We start from the raw sequence: 18810 nt of genomic DNA on the forward strand, positions 1-18810 counted from the left end.
ATAAAGTTTGCTCAAGAAGAGCAAACTTTATTTTTATTCCCGAGGATCTTCGTACTTTAGTAATTGCCGCGGGAGCTTCTCAATTGCAACAATTCCCCCCTCTAGTTTACTTTCAATACGGTGGAGTAAATATAATGTTACAACAATCGGAAACCCTACATTACCTATCATCTTGATCCACTCTTCCATCCTCTTCCCCTCCTTTCATTATATAAGTAAGAGAAAACACTGCATTTAGGCATAAAAAAACAAGCTATTATGTATTAGCTTGTTTTTCAAATAATGATGCAATTTCTCGTTTATAGTCCCCGCGTATAATACCTTTCTCAGTAATAATTCCTGTAATTAATTCATTCGGCGTTATGTCAAATGCTGGATTATAAACATCCGTTCCAATTGGTGCTACTTGTTTTCCAAAGATTTTCGTAACTTCTGTTTCATCTCTTTCTTCAATAATAATTTCAGCTCCAGTTTCTTTCGTAACATCAAATGTTGACAGTGGAGCAGCAACGTAAAATGGGATATTAAAGTGCTTTGCTAAAATAGCTAAATTCATTGTCCCTATTTTATTTGCCGTATCTCCATTTGCGACAATTCGATCCGCCCCTACAATAATTGCATTTATTTCTTTCGTTTGAATAGCATGAGCTGCAGTATTATCTGTAATAAGGGTCACATCAATATTTGCTTGCTTCAATTCCCAGGTCGTTAAGCGACCACCTTGTAAAACTGGTCTCGTTTCACACGCATATGCATGTAAACGCACACCTTTCTCTTTTCCAATATAAAAGGGAGCTAATGCAGTTCCATATCTGGCAGTTGCGATACTTCCAGCGTTACAGATTGTTAAAATATTATCGCCATCTTTAAAACATGTTAACGCATATTCCCCAATATTTCGGCACACCTCTTCATCTTCCTGCTGAATGCGAAGCGCTTCTTCTTCTAATGTTTTTTGTGCTTCTTTTATTGTAGTAATCTCTCGAATAGATTCTCTCATACGATCAATTGCCCAAAATAAATTTACTGCTGTCGGGCGTGACGTTCCTAAATAATTACAATCTCTATTAAACTTCTTTTGAAATTCTTCAATATGTACAGTGTTATATTTTTTTGATGCAAGCGCCAAGCCAAATGCAGCTACAATTCCAATTGCAGGCGCTCCTCGTACTTCTAACATTACGATGCTTTTCCAAACCTCTTCAATAGTCGTCAATGTTTTGTATTCTGTGCTATGCGGCAATTTCGTTTGATTTAATACCGCAATTGCATCACCTTTCCAGCTTACAGATCTCGGAACAGTAACAATTGTACTCACGCTTTTACGCCCCCTGAAACTGTCTGTTGAAATAATATTCGAAACAGTTGAATATCAGCACTTTTAGATTCATATTTTATTAGTTCTTTACCTAAGGATAGCGCTTGTTTCTTAGCTTGAATTCTTGTTTCTTTATTTTCTATTTCATCTAAATCTGCTACATGAGCTAAACCAATTGTTCTACGAATCAGTTCACATCCGGCAAATCCAACTGCATCAGTAAAGATATTTTGCAAAATAATTGGTAACCATTGTTTTTCTTTCGTATATGCTTCTACACCTTCTCCAATCCATAACTTTGTAAAAGTTTCTACAAAATAACTCCACGTCTTTTCTATATGGAAAAATAGTACACTTCTTTTTTCTTCTTCTCTAGATAAAGCATTTAATAATAGATTTGCAATAAATTGACCTATGTCAAATCCAAATGGGCCATATGTCGCAAATTCTGGATCAATCACTTTCGTTTCAGAAGGTGACGAAAAAATACTACCAGTATGTAAATCACCATGAATAAGAGTTTCTTTTCTTGTTAAGAACTTATATTTATATTGTGCTACTTTTAGTTTTAAAGTTTTATCACTCCAAAGTTCATCAACCACGAGCTGTAAATCTGGCTCATAATCATTTGTATCATAATGTCCAAACGGATCTGTAAACACTAAATCCTCTGTAATTTTACAAAGGTCCGGATTTACAAAGGTACCTTCTAGTACCCTCTTCTCTTCTGACTGTAAACCAAAATCTGAAGTATAAAATAAAACATGTGCTAGAAAACGGCCGATATGCTGGGATAAAAGCGGATATTCTTCTCCGTCTATTAATCCTTTTCTTGTAATTGTTAGTCTTGATAAGTCTTCTATTACCGTTATCGCTAACTCTTCATCATGACTGTACACTACTGGAACATAATCCGGTACATACTGCGCAAAAATTTGTAATGCCTTGCTTTCAATCGTTGCTCTTTTTATAGACAATGGCCAGCTTTCACCAACTACTTTCGCATAAGGCAGTGCTTGTTTTATTATAATGGATTTCTCTCCATCATCTAATTTGAACACGTAATTTAAGTTTCCATCTCCAATTTCATGACAAACGACATTTGCCTTCGCTTCAAAATAGCCATGATCTTTCGCATATTGTACAGCTGTTATTTCTGTTAATGAATAATATCCCATCGTCTTCTCCCCCTTTTTAAATTCAGAGGTTTTTCTAACATAGAAAAACCTCTTTCCACTAAGAAAGAGGTTTGAAGTTTATCTTCTCCCCTCTTATCTGCCAGAAAGTTTTACTTTCTGCTGGAATTAGCACCGTGCCTTTTGGCGTAATAAACGCCCCATTTCACAATGGTATTACGGTCGGTTGCTGGGCTTCATCGGGCCAAATCCCTCCACCTGCTCTTGATAAGAGTTGTATAATTTTTTGAATTTTTAACTTTATGTTGAAGACTATACCAAGAATAAAAATCACTTGTCAATATTTTATTTGTATAATTCTGGACGGCGATCCGCAAAAACCGGAATTCCTTTACGTACTTCTTTAATTTTCTCGAATTCAAGCTCTCCAAATAAAATTGATTCCTCTTCATTCGCCTCTACTACAACTTCACCCCAAGGGTCCACAATTAAAGAATGACCCGCAAATACATTATTTGGATCCTTTCCTGCTCTATTACACGCAACAACATAACACTGATTTTCAACTGCTCTTGCTTGCAATAGCAAACGCCAATGTGCTAAACGAACTAATGGCCATTCTGCTACAACAAATAATACTTTTGCCCCTTTAGCAGTATGGACACGCATCCACTCTGGAAAACGAATATCATAACAAATTGTTCCAGCGCATTCGACATCATCTAGCTTAAATTCGCCCGTACCATTACCGGCTATTAAATATTTATGTTCATCCATAAGCTGAAATAAATGTACTTTACTATATTCGTTGACTAGCTGTCCTTCATTATTTACAACATACATCGTATTTGTAACGCCTTGCTCTGTTTGCTTTGCTATAGAACCACCAACAATATGTATATCATATTGCTTCGCCCATTCTATTAACTTTTCTTTCGTTTCCACTCCATCCCTATCTGCAATTTCAGAAAGTCTCGTTAAATCATATCCTGTTGTCCATAGTTCTGGTAAGACGATAACATCTGGCCTTTCCTTCATAGCTTCGCTTATTTTATTTTTAGCATTCTCAATATTTTTTTCTACATCTCCAAAAACAATATCCATTTGAATACATGCGACTTTCATTTTTTCAGCCCCATTCTTATTTTTTTCTTTACAAAATACTGGAAAGATTATATCATTTGTCACTAGAATTGTAACAACTTTCAAAAGAGGTGGAAAGTATGAAATTATTTCAACCTTCTGAGATAGTAACATCATTGCCAACACAATTTTTCGCTTCACTTGTTGCAAAAGTTAACAAAGTCGTTGCAGCTGGTCACGATGTTATTAATCTAGGTCAAGGTAATCCAGATCAACCAACACCGCAGCATATCGTAAAAGCTTTACAAGATGCTGCCGAAAAGACCATTCATCATAAATATCCGCCATTTCGCGGACATGAAAGCTTAAAGGAAGCCGTGGCTACATTCTATAAACGTGAATACGGCGTCGAATTAAACCCAAAAACTGAAGTTGCTATTTTGTTTGGCGGGAAGGCTGGACTAGTAGAATTACCGATTTGTTTTACAAATCCTGGTGATACGATTCTCGTTCCGGATCCAGGTTATCCAGATTATTTATCCGGAGTTGCTTTAGCAAAAGCACACTTTGAAACAATGCCGCTTATTGCAGAAAATAACTTTTTACCAGATTATACGAACATTGATGACTCTATTGCAGAGCGTGCAAAATTAATGTTTTTAAACTATCCAAATAACCCTACCGGTGCTACTGCATCAAAAGATTTTTTTGATGCAACCATTCACTTTGCTAATAAACATAATATATTAGTTGTTCACGATTTTGCTTATGGCGCTATCGGATTTGATGGTCAAAAACCTGTTAGTTTCTTGCAAGCAGATGGTGCGAAAGATATAGGAATTGAAATTTACACATTATCAAAAACTTTCAATATGGCTGGCTGGCGCATCGCTTTTGCTGTAGGGAATGAAAGTGTGATTGAAACAATTAACCTATTACAAGATCATATGTATGTTAGTATATTCGGTGCAGTTCAAGATGCTGCTCGAGAAGCGCTATTAAGTTCACAGTCTTGCGTAATAGACCTTGTAAATAGTTACGAATCTCGAAGAAACGCTCTTATTTCAGCCTGTCACTCAATTGGTTGGAATGTAGACATTCCAAAAGGATCATTCTTTGCATGGCTTCCCGTTCCAAAAGGATATACCTCTGAGCAATTTTCTGATATTTTACTAGAAAAAGCACATGTCGCAGTTGCTCCTGGTGTTGGATTTGGTAAGCATGGGGAAGGGTATGTCCGTGTTGGTCTCTTGCATGCAGAAGATAGATTACGAGAAGCCATTAATCGAATTGATAAATTAAATTTTTTCAAAAAGTAATTGACAACACGAAAAATATCTGACAAAATTCAGTTATCTTAAAAATTTAAACATTTCTAAATACTTCTTATCAAGAGCAGGTGGAGGGACGAGCCCGACGAAACCCGGCAACCGATCTACAATTGTAGACACGGTGCTAATTCTCGCAGCATTACGCTGACAGATAAGGAGCTGGTTGTAAAAAAACCTCTCCTTAGCTGAGAGGTTTTTTTATTTAACTAGGAGGTTATAACAATGAGCGGAATTATAGCGACGTATTTAATCCATGATGATTCACATAACTTAGAAAAAAAAGCTGAGCAAATTGCACTCGGTTTAACAATTGGCTCTTGGACTCATTTGCCACACTTATTGCAAGAACAATTAAAGCAGCATAAAGGCAACGTCATTCATGTTGAGGAATTAGCTGAACATGAATATACCAATTCGTATTTACGTAAAAAAGTAAAACGCGGAATTATTAAAATCGAATATCCGCTATTAAACTTCAGTCCAGATTTACCAGCGATTTTAACGACTACATTTGGAAAGCTATCACTTGATGGCGAAGTAAAACTAATTGACTTAACTTTTTCAGACGAGTTAAAAAAACATTTTCCTGGTCCAAAATTCGGGATAGATGGTATTCGAAATCTTTTACAAGTGCATGATCGTCCCCTTTTAATGAGTATTTTTAAAGGAATGATTGGACGAAACATTGGGTATTTAAAAACGCAATTACGCGATCAAGCAATTGGTGGTGTAGATATAGTAAAAGATGATGAAATATTATTTGAAAATGCATTAACACCACTTACGAAACGCATTGTATCTGGAAAAGAAGTTTTACAATCTGTCTACGAAACATACGGTCATAAAACGTTATATGCCTTAAATTTAACAGGACGAACTTTTGATTTAAAAGAAAATGCTAAACGTGCAGTGCAAGCTGGAGCTGATATTCTATTATTTAACGTATTTGCTTACGGACTAGATGTACTACAATCACTTGCAGAAGATGATGAAATCCCAGTTCCTATTATGGCACATCCTGCTGTAAGTGGTGCTTATTCAGCATCCAAGTTATATGGAGTTTCATCACCATTATTACTTGGAAAGCTACTACGTTATGCTGGGGCTGACTTTTCATTATTCCCATCTCCATACGGAAGTGTTGCGCTAGAAAAAGAGGAGGCTCTTGCTATCTCAAAATATTTAACTGAAGACGATGCATTTTTCAAGAAGAGCTTTTCTGTTCCGTCTGCTGGTATTCATCCTGGTTTCGTTCCCTTTATTGTACGAGATTTCGGTAAAGATGTTGTTATTAATGCTGGCGGCGGGATACACGGACATCCAAATGGAGCGCAAGGCGGCGGTAAAGCTTTCCGTACTGCAATTGATGCTACTTTGCAAAATAAACCACTCCATGAAGTAGACGACATAAATTTGCATAGTGCACTACAAATATGGGGAAATCCCTCTTATGAGGTGAAATTATGAGTATTCAAGTATTTTGTGATTTCGATGGCACGATTACAAATAATGATAACATTATGTCCATTATGGAAAAATTCGCACCACCAGAAGCCGAAGAAGTAAAGAATAAAATTTTATCACAAGAACTATCCATTCAAGAAGGTGTTTCTCGATTATTTCAATTAATACCTACTAATCTGCACGATGATATTATTCAATTTTTAATAGAAACTGCTGAAATCCGTAGTGGTTTTCATGAGTTTATACAATTCGTAAAGGAAAATAACATTTCTTTTTACGTGATATCAGGTGGAATGGATTTCTTCGTCTATCCACTCTTACAAGGAATCATTCCAAAAGAGCAAATTTATTGTAATGAAACAGACTTTTCAGCAGAGTTTATTACAGTTAAATGGCCTCATTCTTGTGATGATCATTGTCAAAATCATTGCGGATTATGTAAATCATCATTAATCCGTAAATTAAGTGATACAAATGACTTTCATATTGTAATTGGAGATTCTATTACTGATTTACAAGCCGCGAAACAAGCTGATAAAGTATTCGCTCGCGATTTTCTTATTACAAAGTGTGAAGAAAATCATATTGCTTATACACCGTTTGAAACATTTCAAGATGTGCAAGCTGAATTAAAACTTTTGTTGGAGGTGAAGGCATGAAACAACTTTTTCGTCAATGGTATGACTTAAGCGAGTTAAAAAAAGAGTTAACAACACGAAATTGGTTTCCAGCAACAAGTGGTAATATTTCTATAAAGGTTAGCCATGAACCACTTACTTTTCTTATTACAGCAAGCGGTAAAGATAAAACAAAAACCACTCCAGATGATTTTCTATTAGTAGATCATGTAGGAGTTCCCGTTTTAGAGACTGAATTACGCCCTTCAGCAGAAACAATATTGCATACACACATTTATAACAATACGAATGCCGGGTGCGTACTTCATGTTCATACAACTGATAATAATGTCATCACAAATTTATATAGTGATGCAGTCACCCTTCAAAATCAAGAAATTATTAAAGCACTCGATATTTGGGAAGAAGGTGCAACAATTCAAATTCCTATTATTGAAAACCATGCCCATATCCCAACGCTTGGAGAAAACTTCCGAAAGCATATACAAGGAGATTCGGGTGCAGTATTAATCCGTAACCACGGTATTACTGTATGGGGCCGAGATAGCTTTGATGCAAAGAAGAGATTAGAAGCTTATGAGTTTTTATTCCAATTTCATATAAAACTATTATCAATTCAAGGAGGCGTTTCTAATGGCGCAAATTCGTATTCATGAAGTAAATACTCGTATTGAAAATGAAGTGGAAGTATCTAAATTTCTACAAGAGGAAGGCGTTTTATATGAGAAATGGAATATTTCTAAACTTCCTACTCATTTAAATGAAAATTATTCGTTAACAGATGAAAACAAAGCTGAAATATTAGCTGTGTTTTCAAAAGAAATCGCTGATGTTTCAGCACGCCGTGGTTATAAAGCACATGATGTAATTTCACTTTCAAATAGCACCCCTAACCTTGACGAATTATTAATTAATTTCCAAAAGGAACACCATCATACAGATGACGAAGTTCGCTTTATCGTCAGTGGTCATGGCATTTTCGCTATTGAAGGTAAAGATGGGAAATTCTTTGATGTTGAACTTGAGCCAGGCGATTTAATATCTGTCCCTGAAAATGCAAGACATTATTTTACCTTGCAAGATGATCGCCAAGTTGTAGCTATTCGTATTTTTGTGACAACTGAAGGCTGGGTTCCAATCTATTAAGGTAGTTAGTTGAATAAAAGGACTTGGACCCCCTTTTCCAAACTTTTATTCACTCTACATATATACATCCTCCTATGGAACAGGCTTATTTCATTTTGAAATAAGCCTGATTTTTTATTTACTTGAAAGTACTATTTCATCACAAATTTAACATCTTGATTTTTCAAGTGCATTTTTCGAACATTTTTTGAACATTTATTGAATTTTTTCTGAAAATTCTGTTTTATATGTGATATACTACAATTAACTAAGAAGGAAAATAATATCGCAAACAGAGGGGGATAATCATGAGCTTACTTATCGCACTTATACTTGGAGTTACATGTGGAGCATTTCCTGTTATTTTAGGAGCTATTATGGAAGAGTTAGAAATTGGTGTTTTAGGATTTGTCGCATCTTGTGTAAGCGCTTTATTATTTGGTTTATTCGGCGCTATTCCTGTTTCAATTCTGTGTGCTTTTTATATAATACGCCATGCTCGTACAAAACAATTTGGCCCTAATCACATCGCACAAATTATCCCGTTCCCGGTTGAACGATGCCGCCGGGCTTCTAACTTATAATTATAAAAATTAAAGATGACTAAATAAATAAAAGTCCTCATTTGAGGACTTTTATTTATTTTCTTCTAGAAATTGAAACAATTCTTGTAGATGTAGGGCATCTTCACCATAGCTAATAGATACATAAAATATGCCGTCAATCTCAGCTTGCATATAAAGATCCACTCCATCACGATCATATTTCAATGCTAAATAAAACTCCATTTCTTCTAACATCTTTTTTGAGGTTCGAATTACATAATGCCCCTTCTCATCTCTTCCATATTCAAATTCTGGTTCAAAATCATATTTTTGTTTAAAAGCTTCTTTTTGTCTTTCATTAATTTGCATACAAGTAGCTCGCTGTACAGTATCAATCATCTCATCAAACTTTTGAAGGTCCACCTCGTTTACCCCCTTATATATTTTTTATATAATACTTGTGTTCCACTATTTTCTTCGCCATCCTTAATTAACTCTTCATACAATTCTTTCGCCAAACTTAAGCCTGGGACTGGTAATTGTAATTTTTCTGCTTCCTCTAAAGCAATTTTCATATCTTTCATAAAATGCTTTACATAAAATCCTGGCTCAAAGTCTCCTTTTAACATTCGAGGAGCTAAATTACTTAATGACCAGCTACCTGCTGCTCCTGTTGAAATACTCTCTAACACTTTATCTGGATTCAGTCCAGCCTTCTTCGCGTAAGCAACAGCTTCACATACTCCAATCATATTGGAAGCAATGGCAATTTGATTGCACATTTTTGTATGTTGTCCACTCCCAGCTGGTCCTTGTAATTGAATGTTTGTTCCTAACTTTTCAAGTAAAGGTAAGCATCTATCATATATTTCTTTCTCTCCACCTACCATAATTGCGAGTTTTGCTTCTTTCGCGCCAACATCTCCTCCTGAGACAGGTGCATCTAACGTATATATTTTTTTGCTTTTTGCAACTTCATTAATACGTTTTGCTAAAGTAGGTGTAGATGTCGTAAAGTCAATTGCTATCGTACCTTCTTTTGCATGTTCTATAATTCCTTCTATACCAAAATACACTTCTTCTACATCATGTGGATATCCAACCATTGTCATTACAATATCAACTTGCTTCACTAACTCTTTTGGCGTATTACACCAATGTGCACCAGCTTGCACTAAAGAATCTGTTTTTGCTTTCGTTCTATTATATACATATACTTTATGACCATCTTGCATTAAGTGATAAACCATACTTTTTCCCATTACGCCAATACCAATGAAACCTATTGATACAGTTTTATGTTCCATTTTCTCATCCCCTTTGTTCTAATAATTCATTTACCATCTTTCGGAACTCTTTATTAAAGTCATCATCCATACTATTTTTCACATTTGAAAATAACATAACAAAAATTCCTTTTTCTTTATTAAAATTATTGAAAGTGTTCCAACCAGATAACACACCATGATTATGAAAATAATCTGGATATATATAAAAACTAAATGCATATTTCCGTTCTGCTGAAGGCGAAAACATTGCTTGTATACTTTGTTCAGAAAGAAGTTTTCCATTTATAATTGCTTCGTCTAACTTCTTCATATCTCCAACTGTCGTATACATCTCACCACAACCATATAGCCAATCCATGCCTAACTTCTGCGCTGGTACAAGCTCTTTATCTTTTTTCACATAACCCTTTGCAAAATTTTTATCTCCAGGTACCATATTTCCCATACCGGATTCATGCATATCTGCTTTTATAAATATGTTTTCTTTTATGTAATCTCCTAAAGGTTTTTTGGAGATATGTTCTATTATATAAGCAAGAACCATATAATTATAATCTGTATATCTCCAACCTGTTCCTGCAGGAAATTCTAAATTTTGACGTCCAATCCAATTAATTAACTGTAAACGGGAAGCAGCATTCACATTTCCTTTCGCATGTTCAGGTAAACCAGAGGTATGCGTTAATAAATGATATAGCGTAATATTTTTATTCTCCGGAAATGAAGGAATATATTTATTTACATTATCTTGAATATTCAATTTACCTTGTTCTTGCAACTGTAAAATAGATGTGGCAACAACTGTTTTCGTAATAGAACCGATACGATATTTTGTTTGAGGCGTATTTTCTATTTTATTTTGAACATCAGCATACCCATATCCTTTATTCAATATAACATGCTCTTTATCTGTTACCAAAACTGTTCCATTGAATTGCTTTCCGACTAAATATTGATCTAATTTTTGAGATATGCTAGCATAATCAATTTGTTGCTCTTCTTTTTCTTCTATATTCCCTTGTACTTGCGATTCAATAGTAGGATTCACTTTAGTTGTTAATACAGTGTTTTCCTTTATATTGGGGCTAACAAGAAAATAGTATACTCCGCCGCCAACTATAGCAGACAGTGAAGCCATCACCATTACTTTTTTTATCATATTGATCCTCCATAATTCCTTCGCTAAAAATTATCCCCCCTATTCTATTATCAAACAATAAAAAAAAATCGCAACAATTTGTTGCGAAAAATTACATTTTTTCTTTTCTATACACACATACTTGATTCTTTCCATTTTTTTTCGCTTCATATAATGCAATGTCCGCTCTTTGCATTAATTCTTCTCTTGTAGTTCCTTGTTCATATAACGCAACTCCAAAGCTAGCTGTTAACTTCGAAATTCCAGTAAATTGCTTTGTTTCAATAAAGAATCGTAATGACTCCGCAACTTGAAATGCTTCCTTTTCTACTGTATTTGTCACTAATATAATGAATTCTTCTCCTCCCCATCTTGCAAATACATGTTGCTGCTCCACTTTAGATTTCATAAGCTCTGCAAGTTGTATTAATGCTAAATCGCCAAAATCATGACCATATGTGTCATTAACTGTTTTAAAATTATCTATATCAAATAAAATGATTGCTATTTTCTCATCACTACGTATTACCTTTTCCCATTCTACCTCTAGTATTTGTTGAAACTTTAAACGATTATAAATCTCTGTCAATGAATCTATCATAGCAAGTCTTTCTTGTTCTTGATAGATTTCATCTAATTCTGTAATTTCCGTGCACTTTACAATAAATCTTGATAAATCTTCTGGCAATGGTGTCGCACGTAATAGAAAAGTAGATACTGCCCCTTCATAATTTAACATCTTAATTCTTCTACCACTAGATAAAGTATCGTCTAGCCATGTTATATCATGCGTCGTCGAGTAGTATCCATTTTCTCTAATAAAATGTTCAGCAAATACTAAATGTTGCTCACGATAGGCAAACAAATTTTCATATCCGAAAAAAGCTAAAAAATTTGTATTACAATCAACTATTTCATCATCTTCTACTATAAATAATAGATCATTTTGAAAATCAAACATCGTTTGAAGCAATTCCTGCTGCAAACTAACTTGCCTTACTAAAGAAAGTTGATACAAACTCTTATTCACTTCCTCTAACACTGCTTGCGGAGTTACAGGAGCTATTACAATATTACGTATTCCTAATGCAAGTACATCTGTGAATTCTTTTGTTATTTGTTGATCCCAAATGACAATGAATGTACTGTGCGGAGTGTACATATTCTTTATATATTTTATTTGAGAATAATCTGTTACATACGTAATGATAATGTGTGGTTTCGTTCTTTGAAATAATAGTTCGCCCTCTTCAAAACTATTTGCTATAAACATACATTTTGGATGGATATTTTCTACCGTTTGTTGATGCTTACATCCATTTTCTATATAAAGGACATTTAACTGCAGATCTTGTAACACATTTTGGAAAACCGTATTCTCTAATAAAAAATGTAGTATGTTCATCACTAGTCTTCACTCACTTCATATATCTTGTTCTACTGAATTCCTCACAAACTTTTTTAAAAGACTGGTCTCCAATAAACTTTAATTTGTGAGAGATACATATTAACAAGCTAATTGAGAATGTTATCTTCGCTTTTCACTCTATAAATTCCTTTTTTAGTGTATGATTGTAGGAATTGTATCGTTTGTATGAATGCCCTAGCTAATTTTTAAAACTTGACAATTAAAATAAAGATATTATATTCTTAAATTCGATAACTTACAAAATGTAAGTAGTGTATATTATTTTTTTGAAAATAATTCGATATACAATTTGGAGGATATACAATGACAAACGACAACTTTTTTGACGTTCTATATGAACGCACATCTACACGTGCATTCAACCCAAATAAAGAAATCTCATCTACAGAATTACATGAGATTTTAAAAGCCGCAGCACAAGCACCTTCCGCTTGGAACTTACAACACTGGAAATTCCTTGTTTTTCAAGGCGAAGATGTACAAAAACGATTACACCCAATAGCTTATAACCAACAACAAATTCTTGATGCTTCTGCAGTAGTCGCTATTTTAGGCGATTTAGAAGCTTATAAAAATGTTGAGCCGGTATATGGTCCAATTGTAGAACAAGGATTTATGAAAGAAGAAGCAAAAGAACGCTTAGCTAAAAATATTGAATCTGCATATGCTCGTGAACAATTCCCAAGAGATGCTGCCTTTTCAAATGCATCTTTAGCAGCAATGCAACTTATGCTTGCAGCTAAAGCAACTGGTTGGGATACTTGTGCTATTGGTGGCTTCAATCCACAAGCACTGACAGACGAATTTAACGTTTCATCTCGTTACGTTCCAATTATGCTTATTACAATTGGTGAATCAACTTTAAAAGGCCACCCTGCACCTCGCATGAGCGTAGAGCAAGTGAGTGAGTGGGCAAAATAATAAAAAACGAAGGTAACTACGTTGCCTTCGTTTTTTTATTTCCTGTCATACTTTTGTAATATTACTACAAATCATTCGACATTTATACTTATGGGAAAGTATATTCTATTCCCTCCTCATAAATAAACGTGACGTTTCGTGTCGAATTTTGTTAAGGTGTTGAAATATACCCGTGTATTTTTGTTACAATTGTGATACAATGATAACAAATAGATAACAAGAGAGGGATTTTCATTGAGTTCATACGGAAGCTTTATCGCACTTTTATGTTACATAGTAACTGTACTGCTTCTATATTTTATTGGTGATGCCGCAAACATCTCCATTTTACAATTTCCAAAAGAAGAAGCATTCCAATTAGAATCAGAAAAACATACTGCACGATCCATTGTGCCACTACTCCTAGCTCTTCCTGTATATATCATCGTTTTATATAAAAGTAAAAAAGTGTAAAGGCTACCCATTTCATTTATTTCGGTGGTTTTTACATTTTTTTGTTATATTCCCCCTATTTTAAACATCATTCCATACTAAACACCCAGCTAGTCATTTAAAATGAGAAAATCCCCTAGAAAAAATTCCACTCTCTGTCCAGTCACTAACTACCGAACTTACATAGATTATAAGTGTGAAGGGGGTGATGAGGATTATGTTTGGATCATTTGGATGCTGTGATAACTTTAGAGACTGTCATCATCGTGAAAGAGAGTGTGACCATCGCGAACATCGCGAGAAAGAGAGAGAAGTAGTTAGACCACAACAACCAGCTGTATGTAACGTACTTGCTAGCATTTCAGTTGGAACAGAGCTTTCTCTTTTAAGCATTAGAGGTAATGGCACTTTCAATAATGTAATTTTTGAAGGTTTCGCTAACGGTGTTGCTCTTTTCTCTGCTTTAGCTCGTAATAACAAAGATAACAAAGATAACAATAAAGACGATAAGAACAATCAAAATCGAAATACTTTTACTGGTATTTTACGTGTATGCCCAACTGATATCGTTGCAATCGCTATCTAATTCTGTCTCTTATCCTCGATAGTAAGCAAATAAGATTTACTTTTCTCATAGAAAAAACCTGAGACCGATTTCAAATCGGCTCAGGTTTTTTTATTGATTATATGCTTTTAACTAGTTCAACAACTTCTTCAGCAGTTGACATCATTAATGCTTTTTCTGCTAATGTTTCCATTTCTGCTTTTGACAACTTGCTTAGCTGTGTTCTTGCAGGAAGAATAGATGTTGCACTCATACTGAACTCATCTAAACCTAATCCTAATAATAATGGGATAGCAAGTGAATCGCCCGCCATCTCACCACACATACCAGCCCATTTGCCTTCTTTATGAGCAGCATCGATAACCATTTTTACAAGACGTAAAATAGATGGGTTATATGGTTGGTATAAGTAAGATACTTGTTCGTTCATACGGTCTGCAGCCATTGTGTATTGGATTAAATCATTTGTTCCGATAGAGAAGAAGTCAACTTCTTTCGCGAATTGATCTGCTAATACTGCTGAAGCTGGGATTTCAACCATCATACCAACTTCAATAGAATCAGAAACAGTTGTACCCGCTTCTACAAGTTTCGCTTTCTCTTCTAATAAAATCGCTTTCGCTTGACGGAACTCATCAAGAGTTGCAATCATTGGGAACATAATTTTTAAGTTACCGTATACGCTAGCACGAAGTAATGCACGAAGTTGTGTACGGAACACATCTTGCTCATCAAGACATAAGCGAATTGCACGGTATCCTAAGAATGGGTTCATTTCTTTTGGTAAATGTAAGTATGGAAGCTCTTTATCTCCACCGATGTCAAGTGTACGAACAACGACTGGTTGACCTTCTTTTACACCTTCAAGAACTGCTTTATACGCTTCGAACTGCTCTTCTTCTGTTGGAAGATTGTCACGGCCCATGTATAAGAATTCTGTACGGTATAAGCCAACGCCTTCTCCGCCATTATCGATAATACCTTGTACATCATTTGGTGTTCCGATATTTGCAACAAGCTCAACGTGATGTCCGTCACTTGTTACAGTAGCTTGGTCTTTTAATTTAGCCCATTCAGCTTTTTGCTCTTCAAATTTCGCTTTCTTTTCTTCAAACGAACGAAGAGTTTCTTCTGATGGGTTTACAATTACTTCTCCATCTAAACCGTCAATGATAACGATATCGCCGTTTTGGATTTTCTCCATAACAACTTTCGTACCAACAACAGCTGGAATTTCCATAGAACGAGCCATAATTGCAGAGTGAGATGTACGTCCACCGATATCAGTAGTGAAACCTTTTGCATACTTACGGTTTAACTGAGCTGTATCAGATGGTGTTAAATCTTCAGCAATGATGATTACCTCTTCAGAAATTGTACCAGGATTTGAGAAGTTAATTCCTAGTAAATGTGCAAGAACGCGTTTTGTTACGTCACGAATGTCCGCAGCACGTTCTTTCATATATTCGTTATCCATGTTTTCAAACATAGAAATAAACATTGATGCAACTTCATCCATTGCAAATTCAGCATTTACTTTTTCGCTATTTACTTTATCTTTTACTGGGTTTACTAGTTCTGGATCATTTAACACTAATAAATGTGCTTCAAAGATCGCAGCTTTGTCAGCACCTAGTTCAGCAAATGCGTGGTCCTTAATAGCTTCTAATTCAGTTTTTGCTTTCTCAAGCGCAGCGTCTAAGCGTGCAATTTCTGCAGCTTCGTTTGTAATTGATTTCTTTTCGATGTTAAATTCAGGATTTTCAAGTCTGAAAGCCTTTGCAATAGCAATCCCACTTGATGCAGCGATCCCTTGAATGTTAAGAGTCATTATTCTCCTAATCCTTCGTTTTTCATAGTTTCTTCGATAGCTGCTAGTGCTTGAGCTGCATCATCACCATTTGCAGTGATTTTAATTTCTGTGTTTTGTTGAATGCCTAAAGACATAACGCCCATGATTGATTTTAAGTTAACGTTCTTTCCGTTATACTCTAAGTTAATGTCAGAACCGAATTTGCTTGCAGTGTTTACAAGTAGAGTTGCTGGACGAGCATGAATTCCTGAGTCGCTAGTTACTTTAAAGATTTTTTCCATGATAATTTATCTCCTTTAAATTACAGTATTTTTTAGTTGTATAGACGTGAGTACTACACCATCTATTGTATATAATAGGCGATGTTCGGTCAACCACATCGCCTATTATAATTATAAACATTTTGCGTCAAATTCCTACTGAATGTCAATAATAGCGGTTTCGCCCTTCTTAACATTTCCATCTTTTTTCAATTCGACTTGTTGCCCTTGTTGTAAGTTTGTAAAGACAATTGGTGTAATGATAGATGGTGCATTTTCTTTTACAAATGCAAGATCTACTTTTAATAATGGTTGGCCTTGTTTCACCTTGTCGCCTTGTGCTACAAGCGCTTCAAAACCTTCACCATTTAATTTTACAGTATCAATACCGAAGTGGATTAAAATTTCTTTTCCGCCTTCAGATTGAATGCCAATCGCATGTTTTGTAGGGAATACATTGACAATCTCACCGTTCACTGGAGAAACTACTGTTCCTTCAGTTGGTTCAATTGCAAATCCGTCTCCCATCATTTTTCCTGAGAATACTTGGTCAGGTACTTCTGTAATTGGTAAGATTTTTCCTTCGATTGGTGATACAATTGTTTCATTTTCATCAACTTTTTGAGGAGTTTCTTCCACTTTTACAGGTTCTTCTTTTTCAACATGAGGTGTACGACCTGACATAATATCATGAATTTGTGATTTTAATGTGTCAGATTTCGGCCCGAAAATAGCTTGAATGTTATTTCCAACTTCAAGTACACCAGCTGCTCCAAGTTCTTTTAAGCGGTCTTTGTTTACATTCTTTTGTTCGTTAACTTGAACACGTAAACGAGTAATACAAGCATCTAAAGAAGCAATGTTTTCTTTACCACCAAGTGCTACTAATACTTCACGAGGAAGTTCGCCTGCTTCTGCTTTTCCTGCGCCGTCATTTGCATTTGCCACTTCACGACCAGGTGTTTTTAGATTCCATTTGCGAATTGCAAAGCGGAATCCGAAGTAGTAAATAACTGCTAGTACAAGACCAACAATAATTACCCACCACCATGCTGTACGGCCTGGTAATACACCGAATAATAGGAAGTCAATTAAACCACCAGAGAATGTCATACCAATTTTAACACCTAAAATTTGCATTGTCATAAATGATAGACCAGCAAATACAGCGTGAATTCCGAATAATACTGGCGCTACGAATAAGAATGAAAATTCAAGTGGCTCTGTAATACCTGTTAAGAAAGATGTTAATGCTGCAGAACCTAAAATACCTGCTGCTAATTTTTTATTTTCTGGACGTGCTTCATGGTACATTGCTAAAGCTGCTGCTGGAAGACCAAACATCATGAACGGATACTTACCAGTTGTAAATGTACCTGCTGTTAATTCTACACCGTCTTTTAACTGTGCCATAAAGATTTTTTGGTCACCACGGATTAATTCGCCAGCTGCATTTGTATACTGACCGAATTCGAACCAGAACGGTGAATAGAAAATGTGATGTAATCCAAATGGAATTAATGAACGTTCAATTAAACCGAATATAAATGCTGCGATTGTTCTATTTGCATCAATCATTTGATGTGAGAACGTGTTTAAGCCACCTTGAATGTATGGCCAAATGAAGCACATGATAATACCTACTATTAAAGAGAATGTTGCAGTTGCGATCGGTACGAAGCGCTTACCTGCAAAGAAACCTAAGTATGATGGTAATTCAATGTTGAAGTATTTATTATAGCAATATGCCGCTACTATACCGACGATAATACCACCAAATACTCCTGTTTGTAGCGTTGGAATACCTAATACGTTTGCATACGCTGGATCTGCAAATCCAATTTTTACTGGGTCTGCTCCAGAACTTGTTACTTTCACTAGCTTATCTACTTCTAAGAACACACTCATCGTTTTGTTCATAATTAAGTAGCCGACGAATGCTGCTAAACCAGCTACTCCGTCTCCACCAGCTAAACCAATTGCTACCCCAACTGCGAATAATAATGCAAGGTTAGCGAAAATAATATCACCAGATTGTTCCATAATTTTTGCAACCATTACGAACCAATCTGCTTTTAAAGCAGGAATAACATTTGTTAACTGTGGATTTTGAAATGCATTACCAAATCCAAGTAAAATACCTGCCGCCGGTAAAATCGCTACTGGAAGCATTAACGCTTTTCCGACTTTTTGAAGAACACCAAAGATCTTCTTAAACATGGAAACCCTTCCTCTCTTATCTATATTGATACCTTCCGACAAACGCCAAAAAGACATGAGGAAAAAAAGATAGAACGATAGCTATACAAAGGGTAGTATATCC

20 protein-coding genes and 2 riboswitches are annotated in these 18810 nt (G+C 35.3%); of the genes, 9 read left to right on the plus strand and 11 right to left on the minus strand.

Going from position 1 to position 18810, the window contains the following annotated elements; translation table 11 throughout:
- Positions 1-33 precede the first annotated feature (33 nt).
- From DN407_RS19925 to DN407_RS19940, 4 genes are all read right to left on the minus strand, one after another.
- Complete coding sequence (locus tag DN407_RS19925) at positions 34-189, minus strand: YvrJ family protein (RefSeq protein WP_149216605.1); 156 nt, start codon at positions 187-189, stop codon at positions 34-36.
- Positions 190-256: 67 nt separating this feature from the next.
- On the minus strand, positions 257-1318 hold the full coding sequence (gene mtnA / locus DN407_RS19930; RefSeq protein ID WP_000104612.1) for an S-methyl-5-thioribose-1-phosphate isomerase: 1062 nt from the start codon (positions 1316-1318) through the stop codon (positions 257-259).
- Positions 1315-2496, minus strand: a complete 1182-nt coding sequence (gene mtnK / locus DN407_RS19935; RefSeq protein WP_000542673.1) for an S-methyl-5-thioribose kinase — start codon at positions 2494-2496, stop codon at positions 1315-1317. The genes mtnA and mtnK overlap by 4 nt, the downstream gene beginning before the upstream one ends.
- Before the next feature lie 90 nt (positions 2497-2586).
- Positions 2587-2728, minus strand: a riboswitch (SAM riboswitch).
- 71 nt (positions 2729-2799) lie between these two features.
- On the minus strand, positions 2800-3663 hold the full coding sequence (locus tag DN407_RS19940; RefSeq protein ID WP_000869881.1) for a carbon-nitrogen family hydrolase: 864 nt from the start codon (positions 3661-3663) through the stop codon (positions 2800-2802).
- A 14-nt stretch (positions 3664-3677) separates the two neighbouring features.
- Here DN407_RS19940 and DN407_RS19945 point away from each other — a divergent pair, with 14 nt between their 5' ends.
- The 6 genes from DN407_RS19945 to DN407_RS19970 all read left to right on the plus strand — a co-directional run bounded on the left by DN407_RS19945 (position 3678) and on the right by DN407_RS19970 (position 8679).
- Positions 3678-4856, plus strand: a complete 1179-nt coding sequence (locus DN407_RS19945; RefSeq protein ID WP_000765513.1) for a pyridoxal phosphate-dependent aminotransferase — start codon at positions 3678-3680, stop codon at positions 4854-4856.
- A 64-nt stretch (positions 4857-4920) separates the two neighbouring features.
- Positions 4921-5026, plus strand: a riboswitch (SAM riboswitch).
- Between the two features lie 64 nt (positions 5027-5090).
- Positions 5091-6335, plus strand: a complete 1245-nt coding sequence (gene mtnW / locus DN407_RS19950; protein ID WP_000014192.1) for a 2,3-diketo-5-methylthiopentyl-1-phosphate enolase — start codon at positions 5091-5093, stop codon at positions 6333-6335.
- The gene (locus tag DN407_RS19955; protein WP_000027467.1) at positions 6332-6991 is read left to right on the plus strand and encodes a 2-hydroxy-3-keto-5-methylthiopentenyl-1-phosphate phosphatase; all 660 of its coding nucleotides are present in this window, start codon (positions 6332-6334) and stop codon (positions 6989-6991) included. Before mtnW ends, DN407_RS19955 begins: the two co-directional genes overlap by 4 nt.
- Entirely contained in the window at positions 6988-7626 is a 639-nt protein-coding gene (locus tag DN407_RS19960; protein WP_000811347.1) for a methylthioribulose 1-phosphate dehydratase, read from the plus strand. Before DN407_RS19955 ends, DN407_RS19960 begins: the two co-directional genes overlap by 4 nt.
- Complete coding sequence (locus tag DN407_RS19965; protein ID WP_000057317.1) at positions 7604-8116, plus strand: 1,2-dihydroxy-3-keto-5-methylthiopentene dioxygenase; 513 nt, start codon at positions 7604-7606, stop codon at positions 8114-8116. The genes DN407_RS19960 and DN407_RS19965 overlap by 23 nt, the downstream gene beginning before the upstream one ends.
- Positions 8117-8403: 287 nt before the next feature.
- The gene (locus DN407_RS19970) at positions 8404-8679 is read left to right on the plus strand and encodes a hypothetical protein (RefSeq protein ID WP_000054659.1); all 276 of its coding nucleotides are present in this window, start codon (positions 8404-8406) and stop codon (positions 8677-8679) included.
- Between the two features lie 51 nt (positions 8680-8730).
- Here the strand turns inward: DN407_RS19970 and DN407_RS19975 are convergent, their stop codons facing one another.
- From DN407_RS19975 to DN407_RS19990, 4 genes are all read right to left on the minus strand, one after another.
- The gene (locus DN407_RS19975) at positions 8731-9063 is read right to left on the minus strand and encodes a DUF3909 family protein (protein WP_000365624.1); all 333 of its coding nucleotides are present in this window, start codon (positions 9061-9063) and stop codon (positions 8731-8733) included.
- Between the two features lie 5 nt (positions 9064-9068).
- The gene (locus DN407_RS19980; protein WP_016111262.1) at positions 9069-9947 is read right to left on the minus strand and encodes an NAD(P)-dependent oxidoreductase; all 879 of its coding nucleotides are present in this window, start codon (positions 9945-9947) and stop codon (positions 9069-9071) included.
- 4 nt (positions 9948-9951) lie between these two features.
- Positions 9952-11088, minus strand: coding sequence for a serine hydrolase (locus DN407_RS19985; protein ID WP_149216606.1), 1137 nt, complete (start codon positions 11086-11088; stop codon positions 9952-9954).
- A gap of 91 nt (positions 11089-11179) precedes the next feature.
- The gene (locus DN407_RS19990) at positions 11180-12472 is read right to left on the minus strand and encodes a GGDEF domain-containing protein (protein WP_001023189.1); all 1293 of its coding nucleotides are present in this window, start codon (positions 12470-12472) and stop codon (positions 11180-11182) included.
- 327 nt (positions 12473-12799) lie between these two features.
- Here DN407_RS19990 and DN407_RS19995 point away from each other — a divergent pair, with 327 nt between their 5' ends.
- From DN407_RS19995 to DN407_RS20005, 3 genes are all read left to right on the plus strand, one after another.
- Complete coding sequence (locus DN407_RS19995; RefSeq protein WP_000180372.1) at positions 12800-13417, plus strand: nitroreductase family protein; 618 nt, start codon at positions 12800-12802, stop codon at positions 13415-13417.
- A gap of 234 nt (positions 13418-13651) precedes the next feature.
- Positions 13652-13870, plus strand: a complete 219-nt coding sequence (locus DN407_RS20000) for a hypothetical protein (RefSeq protein ID WP_000100485.1) — start codon at positions 13652-13654, stop codon at positions 13868-13870.
- A gap of 196 nt (positions 13871-14066) precedes the next feature.
- A complete protein-coding gene (locus DN407_RS20005; protein WP_000468039.1) occupies positions 14067-14435 on the plus strand; it encodes a DUF3915 domain-containing protein in 369 nt (122 codons plus the stop codon).
- 97 nt (positions 14436-14532) lie between these two features.
- Here DN407_RS20005 and ptsP read toward each other — a convergent pair whose 3' ends face one another.
- The 3 genes from ptsP to ptsG all read right to left on the minus strand — a co-directional run bounded on the left by ptsP (position 14533) and on the right by ptsG (position 18707).
- Positions 14533-16245 carry a phosphoenolpyruvate--protein phosphotransferase gene (gene ptsP / locus DN407_RS20010; RefSeq protein ID WP_000174207.1) on the minus strand — a complete coding sequence of 571 codons (1713 nt, stop codon included), beginning with the start codon at positions 16243-16245 and terminating at the stop codon, positions 14533-14535.
- Positions 16245-16508, minus strand: a complete 264-nt coding sequence (gene ptsH, locus DN407_RS20015; RefSeq protein WP_149216607.1) for a phosphocarrier protein HPr — start codon at positions 16506-16508, stop codon at positions 16245-16247. Before ptsH ends, ptsP begins: the two co-directional genes overlap by 1 nt.
- Before the next feature lie 135 nt (positions 16509-16643).
- On the minus strand, positions 16644-18707 hold the full coding sequence (gene ptsG / locus DN407_RS20020; RefSeq protein WP_000473174.1) for a PTS glucose transporter subunit IIABC: 2064 nt from the start codon (positions 18705-18707) through the stop codon (positions 16644-16646).
- Positions 18708-18810 lie beyond the last annotated feature (103 nt).

Origin of the sequence: Bacillus sp. JAS24-2, from assembly GCF_008274905.1 — a bacterium.
GTDB lineage: Bacteria > Bacillota > Bacilli > Bacillales > Bacillaceae_G > Bacillus_A > Bacillus_A cereus.